Annotated in this window: 23 protein-coding genes; 10 read left to right on the top strand and 13 right to left on the bottom strand. The window is 60.1% G+C overall.

The window, feature by feature from the left end; all coding sequences use genetic code 11:
• Positions 1-10: 10 nt before the first annotated feature.
• Genes ACP7E6_RS20680 through ACP7E6_RS20670 form a run of 3 tightly spaced genes read right to left on the bottom strand, consistent with a single transcriptional unit; the run spans position 11 to position 2,934 of the window.
• Positions 11-907 (bottom strand): carbohydrate ABC transporter permease, encoded by an 897-nt coding sequence (locus tag ACP7E6_RS20680; RefSeq protein WP_426231593.1) that lies wholly within the window; start codon positions 905-907, stop codon positions 11-13.
• Positions 907-1,884, bottom strand: a complete 978-nt coding sequence (locus ACP7E6_RS20675) for an ABC transporter permease (RefSeq protein ID WP_426231592.1) — start codon at positions 1,882-1,884, stop codon at positions 907-909. The genes ACP7E6_RS20680 and ACP7E6_RS20675 overlap by 1 nt, the downstream gene beginning before the upstream one ends.
• Positions 1,885-1,887: 3 nt before the next feature.
• A complete protein-coding gene (locus tag ACP7E6_RS20670; RefSeq protein ID WP_426231591.1) occupies positions 1,888-2,934 on the bottom strand; it encodes a LacI family DNA-binding transcriptional regulator in 1,047 nt (348 codons plus the stop codon).
• Positions 2,935-3,314: 380 nt separating this feature from the next.
• Between ACP7E6_RS20670 and ACP7E6_RS20665 the strand changes: the two genes are divergently transcribed.
• The 3 genes from ACP7E6_RS20665 to ACP7E6_RS20655 all read left to right on the top strand — a co-directional run bounded on the left by ACP7E6_RS20665 (position 3,315) and on the right by ACP7E6_RS20655 (position 4,089).
• Complete coding sequence (locus tag ACP7E6_RS20665; RefSeq protein ID WP_426231590.1) at positions 3,315-3,461, top strand: hypothetical protein; 147 nt, start codon at positions 3,315-3,317, stop codon at positions 3,459-3,461.
• Positions 3,462-3,706: 245 nt separating this feature from the next.
• Positions 3,707-3,856 (top strand): hypothetical protein, encoded by a 150-nt coding sequence (locus tag ACP7E6_RS20660; RefSeq protein WP_426231589.1) that lies wholly within the window; start codon positions 3,707-3,709, stop codon positions 3,854-3,856.
• Between the two features lie 65 nt (positions 3,857-3,921).
• Positions 3,922-4,089 carry a hypothetical protein gene (locus tag ACP7E6_RS20655; protein ID WP_426231588.1) on the top strand — a complete coding sequence of 56 codons (168 nt, stop codon included), beginning with the start codon at positions 3,922-3,924 and terminating at the stop codon, positions 4,087-4,089.
• A 74-nt stretch (positions 4,090-4,163) separates the two neighbouring features.
• Here ACP7E6_RS20655 and ACP7E6_RS20650 read toward each other — a convergent pair whose 3' ends face one another.
• The 5 genes from ACP7E6_RS20650 to ACP7E6_RS20630 all read right to left on the bottom strand — a co-directional run bounded on the left by ACP7E6_RS20650 (position 4,164) and on the right by ACP7E6_RS20630 (position 10,891).
• Positions 4,164-5,603, bottom strand: coding sequence for an amidohydrolase family protein (locus ACP7E6_RS20650; RefSeq protein ID WP_426231587.1), 1,440 nt, complete (start codon positions 5,601-5,603; stop codon positions 4,164-4,166).
• Entirely contained in the window at positions 5,596-6,690 is a 1,095-nt protein-coding gene (locus ACP7E6_RS20645) for an amino acid ABC transporter permease (RefSeq protein WP_426231586.1), read from the bottom strand. Before ACP7E6_RS20645 ends, ACP7E6_RS20650 begins: the two co-directional genes overlap by 8 nt.
• Entirely contained in the window at positions 6,690-7,838 is a 1,149-nt protein-coding gene (locus ACP7E6_RS20640; RefSeq protein ID WP_426231585.1) for an amino acid ABC transporter permease, read from the bottom strand. Before ACP7E6_RS20640 ends, ACP7E6_RS20645 begins: the two co-directional genes overlap by 1 nt.
• A gap of 66 nt (positions 7,839-7,904) precedes the next feature.
• A complete protein-coding gene (locus tag ACP7E6_RS20635; protein ID WP_426231584.1) occupies positions 7,905-8,921 on the bottom strand; it encodes an amino acid ABC transporter substrate-binding protein in 1,017 nt (338 codons plus the stop codon).
• A gap of 605 nt (positions 8,922-9,526) precedes the next feature.
• Positions 9,527-10,891 carry an MFS transporter gene (locus ACP7E6_RS20630; RefSeq protein WP_426231583.1) on the bottom strand — a complete coding sequence of 455 codons (1,365 nt, stop codon included), beginning with the start codon at positions 10,889-10,891 and terminating at the stop codon, positions 9,527-9,529.
• 305 nt (positions 10,892-11,196) lie between these two features.
• Here ACP7E6_RS20630 and cyoA point away from each other — a divergent pair, with 305 nt between their 5' ends.
• From cyoA to ACP7E6_RS20600, 6 genes are all read left to right on the top strand, one after another.
• A complete protein-coding gene (cyoA, locus tag ACP7E6_RS20625; protein WP_426231582.1) occupies positions 11,197-12,354 on the top strand; it encodes a ubiquinol oxidase subunit II in 1,158 nt (385 codons plus the stop codon).
• A gap of 30 nt (positions 12,355-12,384) precedes the next feature.
• Positions 12,385-14,385 (top strand): cytochrome o ubiquinol oxidase subunit I, encoded by a 2,001-nt coding sequence (gene cyoB, locus ACP7E6_RS20620; RefSeq protein WP_426231581.1) that lies wholly within the window; start codon positions 12,385-12,387, stop codon positions 14,383-14,385.
• Between the two features lies 1 nt (position 14,386).
• Complete coding sequence (gene cyoC, locus ACP7E6_RS20615) at positions 14,387-15,010, top strand: cytochrome o ubiquinol oxidase subunit III (protein WP_426231580.1); 624 nt, start codon at positions 14,387-14,389, stop codon at positions 15,008-15,010.
• Positions 15,007-15,414: a cytochrome o ubiquinol oxidase subunit IV gene (cyoD, locus tag ACP7E6_RS20610; RefSeq protein ID WP_426231579.1), complete on the top strand. Its 408-nt coding sequence runs from the start codon at positions 15,007-15,009 to the stop codon at positions 15,412-15,414. Before cyoC ends, cyoD begins: the two co-directional genes overlap by 4 nt.
• A gap of 87 nt (positions 15,415-15,501) precedes the next feature.
• Positions 15,502-16,179, top strand: a complete 678-nt coding sequence (locus tag ACP7E6_RS20605; RefSeq protein WP_426231759.1) for an SURF1 family protein — start codon at positions 15,502-15,504, stop codon at positions 16,177-16,179.
• Between the two features lie 127 nt (positions 16,180-16,306).
• Positions 16,307-17,062, top strand: a complete 756-nt coding sequence (locus ACP7E6_RS20600) for an MBL fold metallo-hydrolase (protein ID WP_426231578.1) — start codon at positions 16,307-16,309, stop codon at positions 17,060-17,062.
• Positions 17,063-17,090: 28 nt separating this feature from the next.
• On the opposite strand, the gene ACP7E6_RS20595 is transcribed toward ACP7E6_RS20600, so the two are convergent.
• Entirely contained in the window at positions 17,091-17,801 is a 711-nt protein-coding gene (locus tag ACP7E6_RS20595; protein WP_426231577.1) for an SDR family oxidoreductase, read from the bottom strand.
• 83 nt (positions 17,802-17,884) lie between these two features.
• On the opposite strand from ACP7E6_RS20595, the gene ACP7E6_RS20590 reads away from it, so the two are divergent.
• Entirely contained in the window at positions 17,885-18,808 is a 924-nt protein-coding gene (locus ACP7E6_RS20590) for a LysR family transcriptional regulator (protein ID WP_426231576.1), read from the top strand.
• A gap of 23 nt (positions 18,809-18,831) precedes the next feature.
• On the opposite strand, the gene ACP7E6_RS20585 is transcribed toward ACP7E6_RS20590, so the two are convergent.
• The 4 genes from ACP7E6_RS20585 to lpdA are packed head-to-tail and all read right to left on the bottom strand — an operon-like array spanning position 18,832 to position 23,002.
• The gene (locus ACP7E6_RS20585) at positions 18,832-19,602 is read right to left on the bottom strand and encodes an enoyl-CoA hydratase (protein ID WP_426231574.1); all 771 of its coding nucleotides are present in this window, start codon (positions 19,600-19,602) and stop codon (positions 18,832-18,834) included.
• A 34-nt stretch (positions 19,603-19,636) separates the two neighbouring features.
• Positions 19,637-20,527: a 3-hydroxyisobutyrate dehydrogenase gene (mmsB, locus tag ACP7E6_RS20580; RefSeq protein ID WP_426231573.1), complete on the bottom strand. Its 891-nt coding sequence runs from the start codon at positions 20,525-20,527 to the stop codon at positions 19,637-19,639.
• On the bottom strand, positions 20,524-21,627 hold the full coding sequence (locus ACP7E6_RS20575) for an enoyl-CoA hydratase/isomerase family protein (RefSeq protein ID WP_426231571.1): 1,104 nt from the start codon (positions 21,625-21,627) through the stop codon (positions 20,524-20,526). Before ACP7E6_RS20575 ends, mmsB begins: the two co-directional genes overlap by 4 nt.
• Positions 21,611-23,002 (bottom strand): dihydrolipoyl dehydrogenase, encoded by a 1,392-nt coding sequence (gene lpdA / locus ACP7E6_RS20570; RefSeq protein ID WP_426231570.1) that lies wholly within the window; start codon positions 23,000-23,002, stop codon positions 21,611-21,613. Before lpdA ends, ACP7E6_RS20575 begins: the two co-directional genes overlap by 17 nt.
• Position 23,003 lies beyond the last annotated feature (1 nt).

Below are 23,003 nucleotides of genomic sequence, written 5' to 3'. Positions count from 1 at the left end.
GTCGTCACGATCATCCCTTGAGCGCGCCGCTCATGGTGCCCTTCGTGAAGAATTTCAGAATCAGCGGGTAGATCGCCAGGATCGGAGCGATGGTCAAAAGGATCATGCCAGCCTTGAGCGCCCGCAGATTGAGCTGGCCCGCACCGGTATTGTTGTTGGCGCTGTCTGCGCCAACGATGGCGATCTTGTCGCCATCGATGACGAACTGGCGCAGCACCACCTGCAGCGGCCATTTCCCCTGGTCGTTGAGATAGATCATCGCCCGGAAGAACTCGTTCCAGTGAAAGACCAGATAAAACAGCGAGATCGTTGCCAGCGCCGGCTTGGCGAGCGGCAAAACCAGATGCCAAAAGACCTGGAAGGGATTGGCGCCGTCGAGTTCGGCCGCTTCCAGAAGCTCCTTTGGGATTTCCTCGAAGAACCGGATGAGAATGATCAGGTACCAGGCGTTGACCGCCTTGAAGAGGATCACCGACCAGTAGCTGTCGAGCAGCCCAAGCCGCTTGTTGACGAAATAATCCGGAATGATGCCCGGTTCGAAGACGATGGTGACGAGCACCAGGATGAACAGCGCCTTGCGTCCCGGCAGGTTCGGCCGTGAAAGCCCCCAGGCCATCAGTGCCGTGCCGACCACGCCGATCAGCGTGCTGACGCCAGTAATGAAGATGGAGTTGATGATGCCGCGCTGAACATTGGGATGCTGCAGCAGGACGCTCCACACCTCGAACGACAAACCGTCCGGCAGGATAGCCAATCCGCTCATGCCCGGCACTTTGCCCGGCGCCGACAGAGAGACTGCCAGAAGGTTGAGGATCGGCTGAACAGTCACGACGACCAGCAGCAGCAGTGTTGAAACGATGATCGCGTATTCGATGCGTTCGATCGGGGTCTTGCGCGACAGGGCCATTACCAAACTCCCTTTCCGGTCAGGCGTTTGGAGATGAAATGCGCGACGACGATCATCATCGTCCCGAGCACAGCCTTGAACAGGCCGGCCGCCGTCGCCAGCGAATATTCGCCGGTCTGCAGGCCGATCCGGTAGACATAGGTATCGACGATATCGATCTTGCTGCGCACCACGTCATTGGACAGGTTGATGACCTGATTGAGATCGGCATTGAGGAACATCCCGGCATTGAGGATGAACAGGGTGGCAATCGTCGGAACGATGCCCGGCAGCGTTACGTGCCAGATCTTCTGCCAGCGGTTGGCGCCATCGACCTCGGCCGCATCATAGAGCTGCTGGTCGATGGCAATGATGGCGGCCAGATACAGCAGGCTGTCCCACCCGGCCGACCGCCAGATTTCCGTAAACACCAGCACCCAGCGGATGGCGCCGGTGTCGGTCATGAACGACCGCGGCGCAATGCCGGCCATGCCGAGCAGATTGTTGACCGCGCCATCCGTCGGCGACAAGGCGGCGATGAAGATGCCGGCGATGACCACCCAGGAGAGGAAATGCGGCAGGTAGATCGCCGACTGGATGAACTTGCGCAGCGAGCCGCCGCGTACCTCGTTGAGCAGCAGCGCCACAACGATCGGGACCGGCAGGAAGAACACCATCTTCATCGTCGAGATGATCAGCGTATTGGCCAGCACCTGCCAGAACACCGAAGACGAGAACAGCACCTGGAAATGCTTGAGCCCGACCCAGACGTTCGGCGGTACGATACGGACCTGTTCGAAGGCGATGCGGGTTTCCCAGATCGGCAGGTAGTGAAACACCAGAAAGAACAGGATACCCGGCGCCATCATGACGTAATATGGCCACCAGCGGCGCCAGCCATCGGCGAACGCGGACGCCCGTCCCGGCTTTCGGCGGATTAAATTAGTGGGAACGTTCCCAATGCTGGACGAGGACAACTCGCGTCGGTGGTTAGTCATGAATTATCCCCTCCCGGTCGCGGCGGTCCGCCTCGGCTGGTGTAACGACAGGTCGGCCAGCGAGCCGCGCTCGATCAACCGGCACGGCATGAAGACCCGGCCATGTTCGGGACGGCCGGCAATTTCATCGAACAGGCAGTCGACCGCACGCATGCCGATCTCGCGGCCGGGCTTGGCGACGGTGGTCAATCCCGGCCATGAAAACGCGCCGGCCGGAACACCGTCGAACCCGAGGATGGAGACGTCTTCCGGGCAGCTCAGCCCTGCCTCACGCACGGCGACCATGGCACCGAGCGCCATCATGTCGTTGGCAGCAAACACCGCCAGATGCCCGGCGCGGTCTCGCGCCAGCAGCCGCTTCATCGCCGCATGCCCGCCTTCAACGGTATATTCTCCATCTTCCATCGGCAGGGCTGCCGGGTCGATGTCCCGCTCGACACAATGCTCATGGAACGTACGCAGGAAGCGCGCCCGCGCGATACGGGACTCGGGTCCGAGGATGAGTGCCGGTGCGTGATGCCCTTTGGAGACGAGGTGATCCATGCCGATCCGCACCGCCTGGGCGATATCTGAGCCGACACTGGAGGTGGCAGGGAAGCGCTCGGCGCTGGAGCCGATCAGCACGAAAGGCAGCCCGAACCGGTCGAGATCGTCAAAATTATCGGCGACCGGATTGATGATTGCGCCATCGACGCGCGCCTGCCGCAGAGCGCGCAGATGACTGGCCTCGCGGCCATGATCCCAATCGGATGAAAACACCAGCAGCGACATGCCATTTTCGGCGGCGCGGTCCTGCGCGCCGCGGGCAACATCCGCCCAGAACGGGTTGGTAATGTCAGGAATGACGAGACCGAGCAGCCCGGTCCGTCCGGATCGCATGCCGACTGCAAGATCGTTGCGTTCGTAGCCTACGGCCCTTGCGGCATCCAGCACGCGCTCGCGCGCCTCGTCCGTCACATTGGAGGCACCCGACAATGCGCGACCAGCCGTGCTCTTCGACACACCTGCCTTTTGCGCAACATCAATAATGGTCGGCCGCCGCCTCTGCATCCAAACACGCCCTCCTCAGCATGATTTCATGGGAACGTTACCACGAGGCTGCATTGAAGAACAAGGGCAATTTTTGGAAAACACTGCAAGACTGCAGCCGCCGGCATTGACGGCTTTGTAGACAGCAGAAACGACAAGGTGGATGGCAGCCTGACGAACCCGCCTACTCAGGCTTAGGTGAGACGACTCTGGTACGGCTCGACAAAGCGGGGGGATGTCGGTTCGCAGCGATATTGGCTGCCTTTTTTGCTCAAAGCGCTATCTCTTTAACCGCACATTTACCATGATGAGCGTCATTGGTGGAACAGCACTTTCCGCGCCGCACAATAGCCCCATCCCGGCTTTCAAAGCGTTGCAGTTGCTCTTGAAGGGATTGGCCTATGAAAACGGACAAAGGAATTACGCTCGCCGTCATCGCATTCACGATCGTCGCGATGTTCACCTTGAACATTGCGATGGCCCGTTATGGCACGGCGGTCACAAATGATGGCGTCTCCAGCGAAATCACATCGTCGATACCAAGATAATCCGCTGCTTTTGACGGTTGGCAGCTGCTATCGAACCTTATGTGAACTCTAGGGAACTTTTTGTCGATCCGACCTGTTCTGCCGCAGAGGAGAACTGCGATGGACAACAGGAGCCTTGCCCTTAGACTGATACGGCTGCAGAACGGTGCTTTGGTGCCGCTAACCTGTCAACAAATTGGCGCACAGCCAAACCACGCCTTAACCTCATTCCGGATCGCAGCGATCGGCGATACCGGTGACAGGCCATGACCGCGCGAGATGTTTTGCTGGTCTTGGTCACGGCGTTCTTCCTGACCGCTCTGCTCCTCATACACAATGCATTCTATCGACCTGTTTCAAACAGCGCCATCGAGCCGCCTGCCACGGTCACCGGTGAAACGAACCCCTATAGTTGAGGTGTATTCCGGCTCTTTGGAACTTTGAGCACATCTGTCGCGTTTTGCCCTTCGGAGGAGAGACAATGGCCAGCGTAACGTGGATCATCGCACTGTTGGCAGCGCTTGCTGTATGTGGCATAGCCATCGCCTACGGTATTCTCAGTCAACGGCGGTTCAACTCAAAAATGAGCCCCACGCAGCAGGACCGGATCGATGAGATGTCCTGGCGGGAAAACCTGCTCGATCAGTGAGCCCACTGGCGTTCAGCATCAGTTAGCGGGTGTTGCATAGACCTCTGGTCAGCCAGGTGCGTTGTGGCGTCAGCTCACATGGCTGGGAGTGATTTCCTTGCAAGTACATCGCTCGGCCGCCCCGCCGGATCATTGACTTGCAGGTGTCTGATCACGAAATCCTGCGCATCCTGCAATTCGCCCAGAGCGCCATCATAATCAAGATGAATCACCTTTCCGCCTACAACCACTGGCCGCCCATCCACATATACCGCGTCAACAGCGCGTTCAGCAGCGCAGTGAAGCAGGTTTCGCAGCGGGTCGTAGACAGGCTGCATGGCCGAATGTTTCAGGTCCACCAACAGGAAATCCGCCTTCGCACCTGGCTCTATCCGGCCGATATCACGCCGGCCGAGAGCACGCGCTCCGGCAAGCGTCGCTGCCTCGAACACGTCGGCCGTACCGACATCGAAGACGGAGCGTCCGGCAATGCGCGAGCAGATCATCGCCTGGCGCATCTCTTCCAACATGTTGAACGGATAACTGTCGGTTCCAAGCGCCACATTGACGCCGCGGCGGCGATAGCGTCCGAGTGACTGCAGCACCATGCCGCTGCGCGAGAAAGTGACGGGGCAATGCGCCACCGTGGCCAACCGCTCGGCGAGCAGGCCAAGATCGATCTCGGTTCGTTGCCGCGTCCAGGAATGACCATCGACAAAGATGCAGTGCCCGATGATCAGGTCCGCGCCAAGAACACCCAGTTCTTCGAGATACTGAACAGCTGTCAAGCCCGTCCGGCGCATCAGCTCCTCATGCTCGGCCATCGTCTGCGCCGCATGCACGGTGATCGGCACGTTCCGTGCCCGCGCCGCCTCTGCCGCCGCCTGCAACAATTCTGCAGAGCATGTCTCGACCTGCGAAGGAGAAACGATACCGCCAAGCCTGCCGGATGAATGCGCGCGTGCAGCATCGACCACTTCGAGCGCCCGGGCAAAAGCCTCGTATCCCCTGCCCTTGTCCCAGGTGAGATCAAGACGGCGGCTGTCTTCGACATGCCATGCGGCTTCCCGGAAGCCGGGAGCGACATAGGCGCGTGCGCCGCTCCTTGCCAAAGTTGGCAGCCAGCTGTCATGCGGACCGGCAATATCGACAAGGGTGGTAACGCCGCTACGCATCAGGTCGCCGAGCATCACCGTCAACGAGGCCTCAACAGCGCTGTCGCTGATCTCGATCAGGTTGGAATATTCATACAGCGCATTGCCCCAAAGCGCTGCGGTGCCTTCATCTTCGAACAGCCCTTTGGAGATCGGCTCTTCGCCGGAATGGCAATGCACGTTGACAAAACCGGGCAGAACCATCCTGTCCTTGCCGGATATTTCACGTACGAATACACCGTCATACCGGCCGCCGACATGGATGAAGCCGCTGGCGTCAAAGGCTATGTCGCCGTCGGAAAGATAGGCATGTCCCTGGTGGTTTTCGTCATAACCGACGATCGTGCTGGCGTTGCGGATGACATGAATATCGTTAGCCATGGGTGACCCTGAAATGCTGTTCGAGGAAGCGGCTGTACAGGCCCATCAGGGCGCTGAAGGTGAAATAGACTGCTGCGGCAAAGACATAACCTTCGAGAACGGCGATGCCCTGCCATTCTTGATCCCGCAGGGCCGAGCGCACGGTATCGAGAAAATCCAGCAGGCCGACGATGGTGACAAGTGTCGTATCCTGGAAGAAGCCGATGAATAGCCCGACCATCGGCGGGATGACTTTCTTCAGCGCCTGCGGCAGGACGATCTTTCGCATCACCTGCCAATAGGACAGCCCGAGAGACTGGCCTGCCTCGAACTGGCCTTCCGGAACATCCTGCAGGCCGCCACGAACGATTTCGGCGATGTAGGCGGCGGCAAAGATGATGATGGCGACCTGCGCGCGCAGAAGCTTGTCGATCGTCACGCCCTCCGGCATGAACAGCGGCAGCATCACCGTCGCCATGAACAGGATGCTGATCAAGGGAAGGCCGCGGACGATTTCGATGAAGCCGATGGCAAGAACGCGGATGGCCGGCAGGCTGGAGGCGCGGGCAAGTGCAAGGCCAATGCCGAGCGGCAGGGCGCAGACCAGCCCGATAAACGAGAGCATGAACGATAGCGGCAACCCGCCCCAGCTCGATGTCGCAACCGGCGACAGGCCGAAGACCCCGCCCGCCATCAGAACGTAGAGAGCCGGCAGAACAACCAGCAGCCATACATACAACAAGGCCCGGCTCCAGATGCGGGGCATCATCGAGATCAGGCAGCTCGCCAGAAAAAGCACCAGCGCCAAAAGGGGGCGCCATTGCTCCTCGAACGGATAGAAGCCGAAGATCATGTAGCGGAGTTTCTCGGCAAGAAACGGCCAGCAAGCGCCACTGCTTGCCTTGCAGGCTGCGGCATCGCCGGAGAAGGCGGCATTGACCACCAGCCAGCCAAACACCAGTTTGCCCAGGAAAAAGATGGCAACCATCGAGACGAGGCTGATCATGGAATTCAGCGGCGTGCCGAAATAGGTTTTGACCCATTCGGAATGCCGCACGGGTGGCTTGGCAGCGCCGGCCGGTAATGGCAGAGCTTGAGTTTCAGCCATCAGCGCTCCTTGAGCGCGACGCGCGCGTTGTACCAGTTCATCGTCAGCGAAATGGCGATCGACAGACTCAGATAGACGCCCATGAAAATGGCGATGGTCTCGATTGCCTGCCCGGTCTGGTTCATGACGGTGTTGGACACCATCACCAGATCCGGATAACCGATGGCGATCGCCAGGGAACTGTTCTTGAAGACGGTCAGGTACGTGTTGGTCAAAGGCGGGATGATCAGGCGCAGAGCCTGTGGCAGCACGACCAGCCGCACCACCCGCGAACGATGCAGCCCCAGTGCGGCTGCGGCCTCCCACTGCCCTGGCCCTATGGCCTGGATGCCGGCGCGGACGATTTCGGCAACGCTGGCGGACACGCTGAGAAGAAGTCCGAACAGCAGCGCGACGAATTCAGGACGCACATGCAGGCCGCCGGTCAGCCGGAACCTGCCGGCCTGCGGAATATCCCAACCGAATGACACAAGGCCGAGCATCCAAAGAAGAAGCGGCGGGACCAGCAGCGCAAGACATGCAATGACCGTGCCGTGGTTGGATTTTCCGGTCGCCAGCCGCCGTTGCTGGCTGATGCGCCCGATCAGGATCGCAGCGGCAAAGCCGGCGCAGATAAACAGGGCGAAGATCGCAGCGCCGTTTTCCACGAACACGGCCGGAAGAACCAGCCCGCTGTTGGAAAGGTAGACCCCCGGCAGGATGTTGAGTGCCTGCTTGACCGGCGGAAACACCATGATGATCAACGAATACCAGAGAAAGAGGTAGAGCAGCAGCGGGACGTTTCGCAACGCCTCGACATAGGCAAGTGCCAAACGCGCCAGCAGCGGATTGCGCGACATGCGCGCCACGCCGACGAAGAGCCCCAGAACCGTTCCGAGGATTGCCGCCAGCAGCGAAACCTTGACGGTATTGACGATGCCGACAAGGATCGCCCGGGCAATGCTGTCTGTCGGCTGGTAAGTAATCGCCGTTTCGCTGATGACGAAACCGGCCTGGCGCGCCAGAAAGCCGAAGCCGGTGGCAATATTCTGTTTTGCCAGATTGTCGCTCGCCGTCGCAAACATCGTCCATGCAACAGCGACAACCAGACCGATCGCGCCGATCTGATAGCAGAACGCGCGGAAACGCATATCATTCAAGAAGCTCATGAAAACTCGCCGCTGTTTTGCCGAACGGGAGAAAGCTCGCGCGCTTCATGCGCGCGAGCGATGCACTCAACGGAACGGTGGTGCGTAGACCAGACCACCGGCATTCCACTGCGCGTTCGGTCCACGCGTCAGTCCAAGCCGGGTTTTCTCACCCAGATTGCGCTCGAAGACCTCGCCATAATTGCCGACGGCCTTGATGACGTTGTAGCCCCACTTGTTGTCGAGGCCGAACATCGCACCGAGTTCGTCGGTGACGCCGAGCATGCGCTGGATGTCCGGATCCTGGCTTTTCAACATCTCGTCGACATTGGCCTGGGTAATGCCTTTTTCTTCAGCTGCTATCAGCATCCAGACCGACCAAGACATGATATCGCGCCAGTTGGAATCGTTCTGGCGAACGGCCGGTGCGAGCGGCTCCTTGGAGATCGTTTCCGGCAGGACGATGTAGTCGTCCGGGTTGTTGGCGACCGCGCGGATCGACGCGAGGTCAGAGCGGTCGGAGGAAATCGCCTCGCAGCGGCCGGCGAAGAAAGCGGCCCGGTTCTCATCCGGGCTTTCGAAAACGACGAGCTCGAACCTACCGCCAATCGTGCGGAAGAAGTCGCTGAGATTCTGCGCGGTGGTCGTACCCGGCAGCGTGCAGATTGCAGCGTCCGTCAGCTCCTTTGCGCTGGAAACGCCGAGCGATTTCGCCACCATCAGGCCTTGACCATCATAAAATACGGTCGGGCCGAAATCGAGGCCGAGCGAAGCTTCGCGCGAAAAGGTCTGCGTCGTCTGGCGTGACAGCATGTCGATTTCGCCGGATTGCAGAGCCTGGAAGCGGGTATTGATATTGGTCGGAACGAACTCGATCTTGTCGCCATCGCCAAACACCGCAGCAGCCACCGAGCGGCAGACGTCGGCATCAAAGCCCTGCATCCGGCCCTTGTCGTCCGGCGCGGCAAATCCTGGTGTGGCGAGCGATACACCGCACACCAGCTTGCCGCGGGCCTTTACGGTATCGAGCGTTCCCGCCTGCACGACGCTGGCCGCCAGAAGTGCCGTGGCTGCGGCGCAGATCGCCAGAAATCCTTGTTTCATAGTCCCCTCCCTGATGGTTTCCTTGCTGCTGACGATCAATGAAGACTTCCGCCCTCCAGCAGAAATTCCAAGATCGGCGATCCTCCCGGTCGCGAATATTGTGTACAATATTGAAAATCATTTGGCAACAAAATCGAATCCAGGAAATGGCGTGACTTGTGCGGCACAAATATCCATCCTTCCGAAATTTAGGCGAACACCGATTTTTAAGCGGTTACGCAGCCTTTTGGCATGCATGGCATTGCGTTTTTGCGTAACGCAAACGTTGCAAGGATTAGTCTGTGGGAAGATAAACAGTCGGGTGTGCAACCTGATACTGAATTAAATAGTAGACAATATGCAAGTCGAAATTGCGCGGCGCAACGGACTCAGATCACAGCAACGACATGTTCAGATACGTTCCAGGCGACCACGGTGCCATCATTGATGGCCTGGAGGACAACGTTCTCATGAAGAGCCTGCGGCCGATCACCATCGTTTGCTAACCGAATCTGATCCAGAGCCTGCTGGATGAAGGGATCGTCGAATCGACGACGATCCAGTTGGCCGAGCCTCATGCCACCTGTATGTTGCGGTAAGCGGAGATCAAGAATTTTGCATCGGCATCACTTGCCGCTGGACGCCGTCTCCGGTTTCGCATCCGGCTCTCCGCTCATATCCAGAGCCCGTGTGACGCTGAGCGCCACGATCGTGCAGATCGCACCGGATATCAGATAGCCGCCGATGAAGATGATGCCGAAATTGCTGGCGAGGCCGAGCGCGACCAGCGGAGCAAAACCGGCACCGATCAGCCAGGCAAGGTCGGAGGTCAGTGCCGCCCCGGTGTAACGGTAATATTGGCCGAACCGCGACGAGACGGCGCCGGATGCCTGGCCGAAAGACAGGCCGAGAATGCCGAAGCCGATGATGATGAACGCATCCTGGCCCGAACGGCCGGCATCCAGCAGGAACGGTGCCGAGAACGAGAAGATGGCGATGATGATAGCGCCGATCATCAGCTGGTTACGGCGGCCGATCCGGTCGGCAATGAGGCCGGAGAGGATGATGGCGACAAAGCCGACGGCAGCGCCGGCCACTTGCACCCACAGGAACTGTGCCGCCGATTGACCGCCGAACAGCGTTACCCAGCTCAACGGAAAGATCGTGACGAGGTGAAACATCGCAAAGCTGGCCAGCGGCGCGAAGGCTCCAAGCAGCACATCGGATGAATGTTTGCTGAGCATTTCGAAAACCGGCCGTGCCTGCAGCTCGTTGTTTTCAAGCGCCGAACCAAACTCTTGGCTGGCAACGATGCGCAGACGCGCGAATAGTGCCACGACGTTGATCGCGAAGGCCACGAAGAACGGGTAGCGCCATCCCCAGGACAGGAAGTCCGCGTCGGACAGATTGGCGACGAAATAGCCGAACAGGGTGCTTGCCAGCGCAAATCCGATGGGCGCGCCGAGCTGCGGGATCATCGCATACCATCCGCGGCGGTTTGGCGGTGCGTTGAGGTTGAGCAGCGATGCAAGGCCGTCCCACGCGCCGCCGAGTGCAAATCCCTGGCCGAGCCGGAACAGCGCCAGAAGCGCCACCGACCAATACCCAACGGTTTCATAGCCGGGCAGGAAGGCGATGGAGGCGGTGGAGCCGCCGAGAATAAACAGCGCGATCGTCAGCTTCGTGCCGCGACCGTAATTGCGGTCGATCCACATGAAGACGAAGGAACCCACCGGGCGCGCCAGAAAGGCCAGCGAGAAGACGCCAAAGGACATCATCGTTGCCGCCACCGGATTGGGCGCAAACGAAAAGATCAGCCGCGGAAAGACCAGGACGGAGGCAAGGCCATAAACGAAGAAATCGAAGAACTCCGACATGCGGCCAATAATCACGCCGAGCGCAATGCTGCCGGCCGAAAGCGGCTTGTCGCCATGCATGCGCCGGGCGTCTTGCTCAAGCCCCGATGACGAAGGATTTGCCACTACGCCCATAATCTTTTCTCCTCGCGGGATTCCGATTTCATCACTGTGTGAACCCAGGCCGGACCATGATCAAGAATATGGTGCAAAAACGCTGCGGTCCATCCCAGAAAACATCGCCCCGGCACACAAATGCAGAGATGGTTTGATCTCCGCCCAAGACCGTTTATACCTTAGTTTAGCCAGACGCTCGATTTCGATCGCAGCCATACTTTTTGCAACGCGACAAATTGCTGCACTGCGACGAAGCACCTCATTCCTTGATCACAGTCGCTTCGTTAGTGCGGTACCCACGGAACGCAAAATTCGAGCCCGCTATGTCTCTATGGAAATCCGCCAGCCGTTTTCTCGCCCTGTTGCCGCTCCTTGCCTTGGCCGGGTGCAACTTGGTTGTCATGGCCCCGTCCGGCGACATCGCCATGCAGCAGAAAGACCTCATCATCATCTCAACGGTGCTGATGCTTCTGATCATCGTGCCTGTCCTTTTCTTGACGGTGTTTTTCGCCTGGCGGTATCGGGGGTCCAACACCAACGCCAAGTATGACCCCGAATGGCATCATTCAACGGCGCTTGAAGTGGTCATCTGGTCGGCGCCGCTGATCATCATCATTGCGCTTGGTGCTGTGACCTGGATCAGCACGCACAAGCTCGATCCCTACCGTCCACTGGACAGGATCGACGCGGAACGCACCGTTCCGGCCGATGTGAAGCCGATCACCGTCGAAGTGGTGGCGCTGGATTGGAAATGGCTGTTCTTCTACCCGGACTATGGCATCGCCACCGTCAACGAGATGGCGGCCCCGGTGGACGTGCCGATCAACTTCAAGATCACCGCATCCTCGGTGATGAACTCCTTCTATGTGCCGGCTCTGGCCGGGATGATCTACGCCATGCCGGGCATGCAGACACGCCTTCATGCCGTGATCAACAAGGAAGGCGAGTATGATGGCCTTTCCGCCAACTACTCCGGCGACGGCTTTTCCCATATGCGGTTCAAATTCCACGGCCTGCAGCAGGCTGGCTTCGACCAGTGGGTTGCACGGGTCAAGGCACAGGGCACGGCGCTGAACCGCGACGCCTATCTGAAGCTCGAGAAGCCCAGCACCAAGGAACCGGTGCGCTACTATGCCACCGTCGATGACGGCCTCTATACCTCCATCCTCAACATGTGCGCCCATCCCGGCAAGATGTGCATGAGCGAGATGATGCATATTGACATGATGGGCGGCGGCGGCGCCGAAAGCGCCGAAAACCGGGCGCGGCTGGATTACGACAATCGCCACAGCACCGAAGAGGCGCCGGCAGCGACGTTCCCGGCAACCGGCAATCCGGCCCGCAGCGAAGAGCCCGCCGAAGGCGTGGATGACGGGCAGCCGATGGACCATTCCATGCATGAGGGCCATTCCATGCCCGAAAACGATCAGAACAGCCCCGCTCCGGCGCAACTGAACACCAACAGCACGACGCAGCCATAACGCAGCGTCCGGGACATTTTGGACAAAACCATGTTCGGCTATAGCACTTTGACGGAATTCATCTTCGGACGGCTCACCTGGGAAGCCATTCCCTATCACGAGCCCATCCTCGTCGTGACGTTCCTCGGCGTGGCGCTCGGCGGCATCGCCGTTCTCGGGCTCGTCACCTACTTCAAGCTCTGGGGGTATCTCTGGACGGAATGGTTCACCAGCGTCGATCACAAGAAGATCGGCATCATGTACATCATTCTGGCGATCATCATGCTGCTGCGCGGCTTTGCCGATGCGATCATGATGCGTGTCCAGCAGGCAATCGCCTTCAACGGCAACGAGGGCTACCTCAATCCGCATCACTACGACCAGATCTTCACCGCGCATGGCGTGATTATGATTTTCTTCGTAGCAATGCCGTTCGTTACGGGCTTCATGAACTATGTCGTGCCGCTGCAGATCGGCGCGCGCGACGTGTCGTTTCCGTTCCTCAATAATTTTTCGTTCTGGATGACGACGGCGGGCGCGATCATCATCATGATGTCGCTGTTCGTCGGCGAATTCGCCCGCACCGGCTGGCTCGCCTACCCGCCGCTGTCCGGTTCGGATTACAGTCCAGGCGTCGGGGTCGATTATTATATCTGGGGCCTTCAGGTCGCCGGTGTGGGAACGACATTGTCGGGCATCAACCTGATCGCCACCATCGTCAAGATGCGCGCGCCAGGCATGACCTTCATGAAGATGCCGATCTTCACCTGGACGTCGCTCTGCACAAACATCCTGATCGTCGCCACCTTCCCGGTCCTGACCGCGACGCTCGCCCTTCTGACGCTCGACCGTTACGCCGGCACCAACTTCTTTACCAATGACCTCGGCGGCAATCCGATGATGTATATCAACCTCATCTGGATCTGGGGGCATCCGGAAGTCTACATTCTTGTCCTGCCGGCCTTCGGCATCTTTTCCGAAGTCGTTGCGACCTTCTGCGGCAAGCGCCTGTTCGGCTACGCCTCGATGGTCTATGCGACCTGCGTCATCATGATCCTCTCCTACCTCGTGTGGCTGCACCACTTCTTCACGATGGGTTCGGGCGCTTCGGTGAATGCTTTCTTCGGCATCACCACCATGATCATCTCGATCCCCACCGGTGCGAAGATGTTCAACTGGCTCTTTACAATGTACCGCGGCCGCATCCGCTACGAACTGCCGATGTACTGGACGATCGGCTTCATGATCACGTTCGTCATCGGCGGCATGACCGGCGTTCTGCTCGCGGTACCACCGGCGGACTTCGTGCTGCACAATTCGCTCTTCCTAATCGCCCATTTCCACAACGTCATCATCGGCGGGGTGCTGTTCGGGCTGATGGCGGGTATCGTCTATTGGTGGCCGAAGGCCTTCGGCTACAAGCTCGATGATTTCTGGGGCAAGATGAGCTTCTGGTTCTGGCAGATCGGCTTCTTCTTCGCCTTCATGCCGCTCTACGTGCTCGGCCTGATGGGCGTGACGCGCCGAGTCTCCCAGTTCGAAGATCCTTCGTTGCAAATCTGGTTCATCATCGCCGCCTTCGGCGCCGTCCTGATCGCGCTCGGGATCGCGTCCTTTGTCATCCAGCTCGTCGTCAGCTACCTCAGGCGCGACCAGCTGGCCTGCAGCGGCGACCCTTGGGACGCCCGCACGCTCGAATGGTCGACCTCTTCACCGCCGCCGGATTACAATTTCGCCTTTACGCCGGTCGTGCATGATCATGACAGCTGGTACGACATGAAGAACCGCGGCTACGAGCGGCCGCTCACCGGCTTCAGGCAGATTCATATGCCAAAGAACACCGGCACCGGCGTCATTTTGGCTGCCATCAGCATCGTGTTTGCCTTTGCGATGATCTGGTACATCTGGTGGCTGGCTGTCGTCTCCTTGATCGGTCTCCTCGCCATCGCGATCGGCCATACATTCAACTACAACCGCGACTTCTACATTCCGGCGGAAACCGTTTCCGCGACGGAAGATGTGCACACGAAGCTGCTCGCGGAGCGGATCTGACATGGCAACAGACATCCAAACGCAAGACGGCGAAAAGCCGGTCTTCTACCTCACGGACGATCACCATCCCGAAGGCAGTACCAATCTGGGCTTCTGGCTCTACCTGATGAGCGACTGCCTGATCTTCGCCGTGCTGTTCGCCACCCACGGCGTGCTCGGCCGCAACTATGCGGCCGGCCCCTCGCCGGCCGACCTGTTCGACCTGCCTCTGGTCGCGATCAACACGGCGATGCTGCTGTTCTCCTCGATCACCTATGGCTTCGCCATGCTGCAAATGGAAAGAAATGCCAAGGCGGAGACGCTGTTCTGGCTTGCCGTCACCGGCCTGTTCGGAGCAGCCTTCCTTGGACTCGAGCTTTATGAGTTCGCGCACCTGATCCACGAAGGGGCCGGGCCAACCCGCAGCGCCTTCCTGTCGTCCTTCTTCACGCTGGTCGGCACCCACGGCCTGCACGTCACTTTCGGCATCATCTGGCTGATCACGCTGATGGTCCAGGTCTCCAGGCACGGCCTGATCCTGGAAAACCGCCGCCGGCTGATGTGCCTGTCGATGTTCTGGCACTTCCTCGACGTCATTTGGATCGGCGTCTTCTCCTTTGTCTATCTGATGGGAGTCCTCGGATGAGCTCACAGCCGCACGCACCCGCTCATGAAGATGCCGCCAACACCCATCACGCTCACAGCCATGGCCACGAGGCTGGTCACGGCTCGCTGAAGGGCTATATGATCGGCTTCGGGCTTTCTGTCATTCTGACGGCCATTCCGTTCATTCTTGTCATGGCCGGCGTTTTCGACAGCAAGCTTTTGACGGCCTTCCTGGTCATGGCGCTGGCCGTCGTGCAGATTATCGTGCACATGGTCTACTTCCTGCACATGAGCCCCCGCTCTGAAGGCGGCTGGACGATGATGGCGCTGCTCTTCACGCTCGTTATCGTCGGCATCACGCTGGCCGGCTCGCTCTGGGTCATGCACCATCTCAATGCGAACATGATGCCGATGTCGCCGGAGATGATGAAGAACATGCCCTGACGGGTGACAACCGTGACCACAAAACATCCAGCCATAACGGACGCCAGCGGCCATCCGCGCAGCGCCCGCCTGGTTTTCGTCGGCGCCATGCTGGTGCTGACGGTTGTTTTCGTTGCGCTTGGAACCTGGCAGGTCCACCGGTTGTTCTGGAAGCTTGACCTCATCGCGCGCGTGGACGCGCGCGTTCACGCCGATCCGGTGGCCGCGCCCAGCGCCGGAGACTGGGCTGCCATCAGCGCCGAAAAAGACGAATATCGTCACGTCACCGCGACCGGTACCCTCGAGCATGGCAAGTCGGTGCTCGTGCAGGCCGTCACCGAGCGCGGCGCCGGCTTTTGGCTGGTGACCCCCATGCATCTTGCGGCTTCGTCGACGATCCTGATCAATCGTGGCTTCCTGCCCGCCGGTCATCGCGATTCTACGGCACGCGCGGCGAGCGAGATTGCCGCCGGACCTGTCACGGTCACCGGCCTCCTGCGCATCAGCGAGCCCGGCGGCGCTTTCCTGCGCTCAAACGACCCGGCCAATGACCGTTGGTATTCCCGAGATGTTGCCGCCATTGCGCGCGCCAAAAATCTTGGTTCCCCGGTCGCGCCCTATTTCATCGATGCCGATGCTGCACCCGTTCCTGGCGGCGTTCCGGTTGGCGGGTTGACGGTGATCAACTTCCGCAACAGCCATCTCTTCTATGCGCTGACCTGGTATGCCCTTGCTGTGATGACAGCGGCCACGACCATCATCCTGCGCCGGCGCCGGCTGATCTGATTTCTTCTGGCGCACTGATAGGGACCCTATCCAATCGGCGCCGTCCTCTGGTTGGGGCTTGATTTTATCGCGACGGTCGTGAGGATGGCGCCCAACAATGTCCGCCAATATCTCGTCAGGAAACACGATGAAACTCCAGTTGATCCGCAATGCCACGTTGAAGCTCGACTATGCCGGGCGTACCGTGCTGATCGATCCCTATCTGGCGCCAAAACACACCCTGCCATCGTTTACCGGCCGCTCGCCCAATCCGATGGTGGACCTGCCGGTGGGGATTGACGATATTCTGGATGGCGTGGAACTGGTTATCGTGTCGCATCTGCATGACGATCATTTCGACAGCGTTGCCATGCAGCGCGTGCCGAAACATCTGCCGCTTTTCTGTCAGCCGGGCGACGAGGCAACGATCCGCGAGGCTGGGTTTACCAACGTGACACCGCTGACTGGCAGTGCAACATGGGAGGGCCTGACGCTGACGCGCCGCGAGGGCAGCCATGGGCTTGCGCCGGTGGTTGAGCTGATGGGCTCGGTCATGGGGTTCAGCCTTGAGGCGGCGGGCGAGCCTTCGATCTACTGGGCCGGCGATACGGTGCTTTACCCGCCAGTTGCGGCGGTGATCCGCGACACCAAACCGGATATCATCATTACCCATTCCTGCGGTGCGCGCTGGGATGGCGACCTGATCGTCATGGACGCTGTGGAAACCGTTTCCGTGTGTGAAGCGGCGCCGGACGCAGTCGTTATCGCCACCCATATGGAGGCGCTCGATCATGCGACGATCAGCCGTCAGGATTTGCTCCAGGCGGCGGAAGACAAGGGTATTGCCCCATCGCGGTTGCTGATCCCTGCGGATGGCGAGACCGTGGTACTGGGCAGGAGTTAACCGGACCGCATTTCCGATCACTGCCACCTCAGCGCATCGTGTAGCCGCCGTCGCTGTAGATCGTCGATCCGTTCATATTGCCGTTGTCGAGCAGGAACAGGGCAGCTCCCGCCGCGTCATCGACAGTGCCGACCTCGCCGGTGAGTGCAAGCGCCCGCCAGCTATCGAAGACCGGTTCGCGGATGGAGGCGTCGCGGTTGCGCCAGAGATTGCTGTCGATGGGCCCCGGTGACAGGCAATTGACCCGGATCGGCCGCAATTCCACCGCCAGCGCCCGGGCAAGCCCCTCGATCGCTGCGTTGCAGGCCGAGTAGGCGGGATTGCCGATAGGGCGAACCGAGGCGGCTCCCGACATCAACACGATGGCAGCATCCCTCGCAAAATAAGGTAGCGCTGAGTGCACGGCCCAGTATTGCCCCCAGAATTTTGCCCTGAACGGGCTCTCGGCTGTCTCGGTATCGGCCTCCCGGAAAGAAGCGGTACGATAGGTGGTGCCGGGGGTGAACAGGCCGGCCAGTTCCTCCTGGCCGGCGAAAAAGGTGGCCAGTGACGCCCGGTCCTCGATATCAACCGAGCGGGCGGTTGCCAGCGGACCGAGTTGCCGGGCCGCCGCCTCCAGCCGCCCGGCGTTTCTGCCGCCGATCAGGACGCGGTCGCCTCGCTCGACAAGTTGTTGCGCAAGGCCGAGGCCCATTCCCGAAGTGCCGCCGATGACGGCATATGTCTTTGCTTTTCTCATGGAGCTGACCCTATTGACGACTTTACCAGGAGAGAAGCGACGTTTAAGCGTGACACTCACGACTTATTTTCATTAAATGCGTCATGTCGAAGAATGACCGTACCGGTTCGATCCGCATTTTCCTTGCCGTTTGCGGGGCGCAATCCTTTGCTCCGGCTGCCACCCGGCTTCACCTGTCGCCGTCCGCCGTTGCCAAGTCGATAGCGGGGCTGGAAGCCCGGCTCGGGGTGCGCCTGCTCGAAAGGACGACGCGGCGGCTGCAATTGACACAGGAGGGCGAACGCTATCTCAGCGTTTGCCGTGGGGCGCTCGACGAAATCGACCGGGTGGAATTGGAACTCGCGTCAACGCGGACGGAACCGAGCGGGCTGGTGCGGATCAGCCTGCCGCCGCTGTTCGGCATCTCGGTCATCGCTCCGGCTCTCTTTGCTTTGGCGGATGCCCATCCCCTACTTTCCTTCGACATGAAGCTCAAAGGCGAGAAGGTCGATTTTCTGGCGCAGCAGGTGGATCTGGCCGTCAGGATCGGCCATCTCCCCGACACTTCCGGATTGACCGCCTGCCGCCTTGGCACTCAGACGATCGTACTCTGCGCATCCTCCAGCTATCTCGACCGGCATGGAACGCCGCAATCGATATCCGATCTTTCGGCGCATCGGCTGGTCGCAACCAGCGGTGAAGGAGGCGTTGTTCCGTGGTCTATCGCCCGGCCTGATGGTGGGGTCGAGACGTGGACACCCCCTGCCCGGCTGCTGCTTGACGGTAGTGCCCTGACGCTTGCAGCGATCAAGGCCGGTCGCGGTATCGGCTTGCTGCCGCAATGGCTGGCAGCACCGGAATTGACGTCCGGCGCGCTAAAACAGGTGATGGCTGGCCGGATCGAGAGCGCCCTGCCCATTCACGTGGTCTGGCCGAGTACGCCGATGATGTTGCCGCGCTTGCGGGTGACGATCGATGCCATCGTTGCGGCCACTCGCCATTCGGTGATTTCCGACCCCGCTCAGTAGGCGGGTCCTAGCTCGTTTGGTTTTTATTTGCCCTGAAATTGCGGTGGCCGTTTTTCGATGAAGGCTGCCATGCCTTCCTTCTGGTCTTGGGTGGCAAACAGTGCGTGAAAAATGCGGCGTTCGAACAGTATGCCTTCGCGCAGGCCGCCTTCGAGCGCACGATCGACGGCTTCGCGCGCCGCCATGGTAGCAGCCTTGCCGTAGCCGGCGATGGTTTTGGCCGCCGTCAGTGTTTCCTCCAGCAGCTTTTCTGCCGGCAACACGCGCGCAACGAGGCCGCAGCGTTCGGCCTCGTTGGCGTCCATCATCCGTCCGGTCAGGATCATGTCCATCGCCTTGGCCTTTCCGACCAGCTTTGTCAGTCGCTGCGAGCCGCCCATGCCCGGAATGACGCCGAGCTTGATTTCAGGCTGGCCGAACATGGCGGTGTCGGCGGCAAAGATCATGTCGCACATCATCGCCAGCTCGCAGCCGCCGCCGAGCGCATAGCCGGAGACTGCAGCGATCTTCGGGGTGCGGAACGATGCGAACCGGTCCCAGGCGGCAAAGAAGTCTTCTCCGAACATATCTGGGAACGATTTGTCAGCCATCTCCTTGATATCGGCGCCTGCGGCAAAAGCCTTTTCGGAGCCCTTCAGCACAAAACATCCGATGCCCGGATTCCGATCGAGCGGCGCGAGCTCGGCCGCAAGCGCGTGCATGATCTCGGAATTGAGTGCGTTGCGGGCGGCAGGCCGGTTCAGCGTGACGATAACGACCCGGTCTTGCTGCTCAATGATGATCGGTTTTTCCATGGGCGTAATCCTCTTGCGACAGAATAGGGCTTGGTCAGGCAGTGCTATCTGATTGTTGCCGTAACATCTCGATGATGCCGGAGAAATCCCTGTCGGCGTTCCCAAGCGCGTTGAACAATGCGTAGAGTTCGGCGGCCTTGGCGCCAAGCGGCGTTGTCGCGCCCGCAGATTGCGCTGCCTCCTGCGAAAGCTTCAGATCCTTCAGCATCAGCGCACCGGAAAAGCCCGGCTTGTAGCCGTTGTTGGCAGGCGATGTCGGGACCGGGCCAGGGACCGGGCAATAGGTGGACAGCGACCAGCATTGGCCCGAAGATACCGAGGCGACATCGAACAGCGCCTGATGCGAAAGGCCGAGCTTTTCGCCGAGCACGAAGGCTTCGCCGACCGCGATCATGCTGATACCAAGGATCATGTTGTTGCAGATTTTTGCCGCCTGCCCGGCCGCTGCGCCACCGCAATGGATGATCTTTTTGCCCATCGATTCGAAGATCGGCTGAGACTTTGCGAAAACATCCTGTTCGCCGCCGATCATAAAGGTCAGCGTCCCGGCGAAAGCGCCACCGGTTCCGCCGGATACCGGTGCATCGAGCGATGGGCAACCCTTGCCGGCCGCCAGTTCATGCGCCTGGCGGGCGCTGTCGATGTCGATGGTCGAGCAATCGATCAGCAGCGTGCCGGATGGCACCGTCGCTACCAGTTCCTGCCAGACGGACAGGACATGCTTGCCGGTGGGAAGCATGGTGATGACTGTGTCGGCGCCAGCGACCGCTTCGGCAAGCGAAGTGCAGGCGGCGACGCCTTTCCTTTGCGCTTCGTCCAGCAATGGCTGAGAAAGGTCGAATCCCCTCACCGTATGGCCTGCCTTGACCAGATTGGCAGCCATCGGGCCGCCCATGTGACCGAGACCGATGAAACTGATCGTCATGTTGGTGATCCTTCCTTGATCTTCGCCGCAAAGAGCGGGTAGGCGGATGGCTGGAAATAGGCATCGATATCGGCTGCGGTAACATCGGCAAGCCGCGCTGGCCGCCATTGCGGATTGCGGTCCTTGTCGATCACGGCAGCCCGCACGCCCTCGTAGAAATCATGACTGCGCAGGACTGCAGCAGTGGCTGAGAATTCCCGTTCGAGGCAATCTTCCAACGTCTCGGTTTTGCGGCCAAATCGCAGCAAACGCAGCGTGACGGTGAGGCTGAGCGGCGATTTGGTAGACAGAATGGCGAGAAGCTTTCCGGCGAACGGACTGTCATCTGCACGCAGGGCTGCGAAAATCTCTTCGATGGTGTCAAAGGCGAAGAGGCGATCGACGGCCTGCTGCAGCGGTTCCAGAACGCCGGCCGGCGGCACGTCTGAAAAGCCTGCGATCGTGGTTGAAATTTGCTCACTTGAGCTGTCCGCGGGCAGCGATGCCAGTGCTGCGATCAATGCGTCGAGCCTTTCGGATCTGACGAAAACATCCGCAAGACCGACGAGGATGGCGTCGGCAGCACCCAGCGGTTCGCCTGTCAGGCCGACATAGGTGCCGAGTTCGCTGGCTTGGCGTGTCAAAAACCACGATGCGCCGACATCCGGAAAAAAGCCGATGCCGGTTTCGGGCATGGCGAAACGGGTGCGTTCGGTGACGATCCGGTGGCTGCCATAGACCGAGATGCCGACGCCGCCGCCCATGACGATGCCGTCCATGATGACGATATAGGGTTTCGGGTAGGGACCGATCCGGGCGTTGAGTGTGTACTCCTCGCGCCAGAACGTCGTTGGTGCGTCCGATCCGGCTTTCCCGCCATCATAAATGGCGCGGATATCGCCACCGGCGCAGAGGCCGCGCTCCCCCTCGCCCGTGACAAGTACGGCGGCGATGAACGGATCACGTTCGAAATTGTCGAGCGCCGCTTCGATGTCGCGCACCATCTGCAGCGTCAGACTGTTGAGCGCCTTCGGCCGGTTGAGCCGGATGCGGCCGAGTGCGCCCTGGCGCTCGACCAGCGTTTCGGCGTCTGCCGCGCGGGTTTCAGATGTGGAGGGCATGGCCAAGCGCTTTCAAGGCGGCTTCCTGGAAGCCTTCGCTGCGGGTTGGATGGGCGTGGATCGTCGCCGCAATGTCTTCCAGACGAGCACCCATTTCAATCGCCAGCGCGAAAGCGCTCGACAGTTCAGAAACGCCAGAACCGACGGCCTGGATACCGAGAACGAGGTTGCTGTCCGCACGTGCCACGATGCGCACGAAGCCTTCTTCCGAAAGCATGGTCATGGCACGGCCATTGGCATTGAACGGGAATTGCCCCACGCGAACCTCGTAGCCCTGCGCCCGCGCCTCATCCGGCGACAGGCCGGCGGTGACGATCTCCGGGTCGGTGAAGCAGACGGCCGGAATGCAGCGCTTGTCCCATGTGCGCTTCTTCCCGGCAACGATTTCGGCGACCATCTCGCCTTGCGCCATGGCGCGGTGGGCCAGCATCGGTTCGCCGGTGATATCGCCGATGGCATGGACACCGCGCATCGATGTGCGGCAGCGGTCGTCGATGCGCAGGAATTTGCCAGTGCGGTCGAGGTCGAGTTCGTCCAGCCCCCAGCCTTCCGTGCGCGGCTTGCGGCCGACGGTCACGAGGATCTTTTCGGCGGCAAGCTGTTCTTCCGCGCCTTCGGCGGTTTCGATCAGCAGCGCGTTGCCCGAAAGGCCCTTGGCCTTGGCGCCGGTCAAAACACGAATGCCGAGATCGGCAAGGCGCTTGGCCACCGGCTTGACCAGTTCGGCATCATATTGCGGCAGGATCTGCGATGTCGCTTCGACCACGGTGACCTTGGACCCTAACTTGGCAAAGGCGGTGCCCAGCTCAAGGCCGATATAGCCGCCGCCGACTACCACCAGCTTTTGCGGCACGGTTTTCAGGGACAGGGCTTCGGTCGACGAGATCACCGGTCCGCCGAAGGGCAGGAACGGCAGTTCCACCGGTTCCGAACCAGTGGCAATAACAATCGTTTCGGCGCGGATGACCTGCACCCCCGTTTCCGTCTCGACCTCGACGGTCTTGCCGTCCCGGAATTTTGCCCGGCCATGGACGATCTTGACCCGGGCCTTGCGCAGCAATGCCAGCACGCCGCTGTTCAGACGGCTGACGATGCCGTCTTTCCAGGAGATGGTTTTGGCAAGGTCGAGCTTTGGTGCCTCGAGGGAGATGCCAAGCGGGCTTTTGGTGCCCGCAAAATGGCTGACCTTCTCGAACTCTTCTGCGGCATGGATCAGCGCTTTGGAGGGAATGCAGCCGATATTGAGGCAGGTGCCGCCGGCCTTGACCGCTTCAACGATGACAGTGTCAACGCCGAGCTGCCCGGCCCGGATGGCGCAGATATAGCCGCCTGGACCAGCGCCGATGACGAGAAGTTTGCAGACGATCTCTTTCATG

The organism is Pararhizobium sp. DWP3-4 (genome assembly GCF_049898205.1).
Taxonomy (GTDB): domain Bacteria; phylum Pseudomonadota; class Alphaproteobacteria; order Rhizobiales; family Rhizobiaceae; genus Pararhizobium.
The sequence above is the reverse complement of the archived record's forward strand: the minus strand, read 5'-3'. Positions and strand labels throughout refer to the sequence as shown.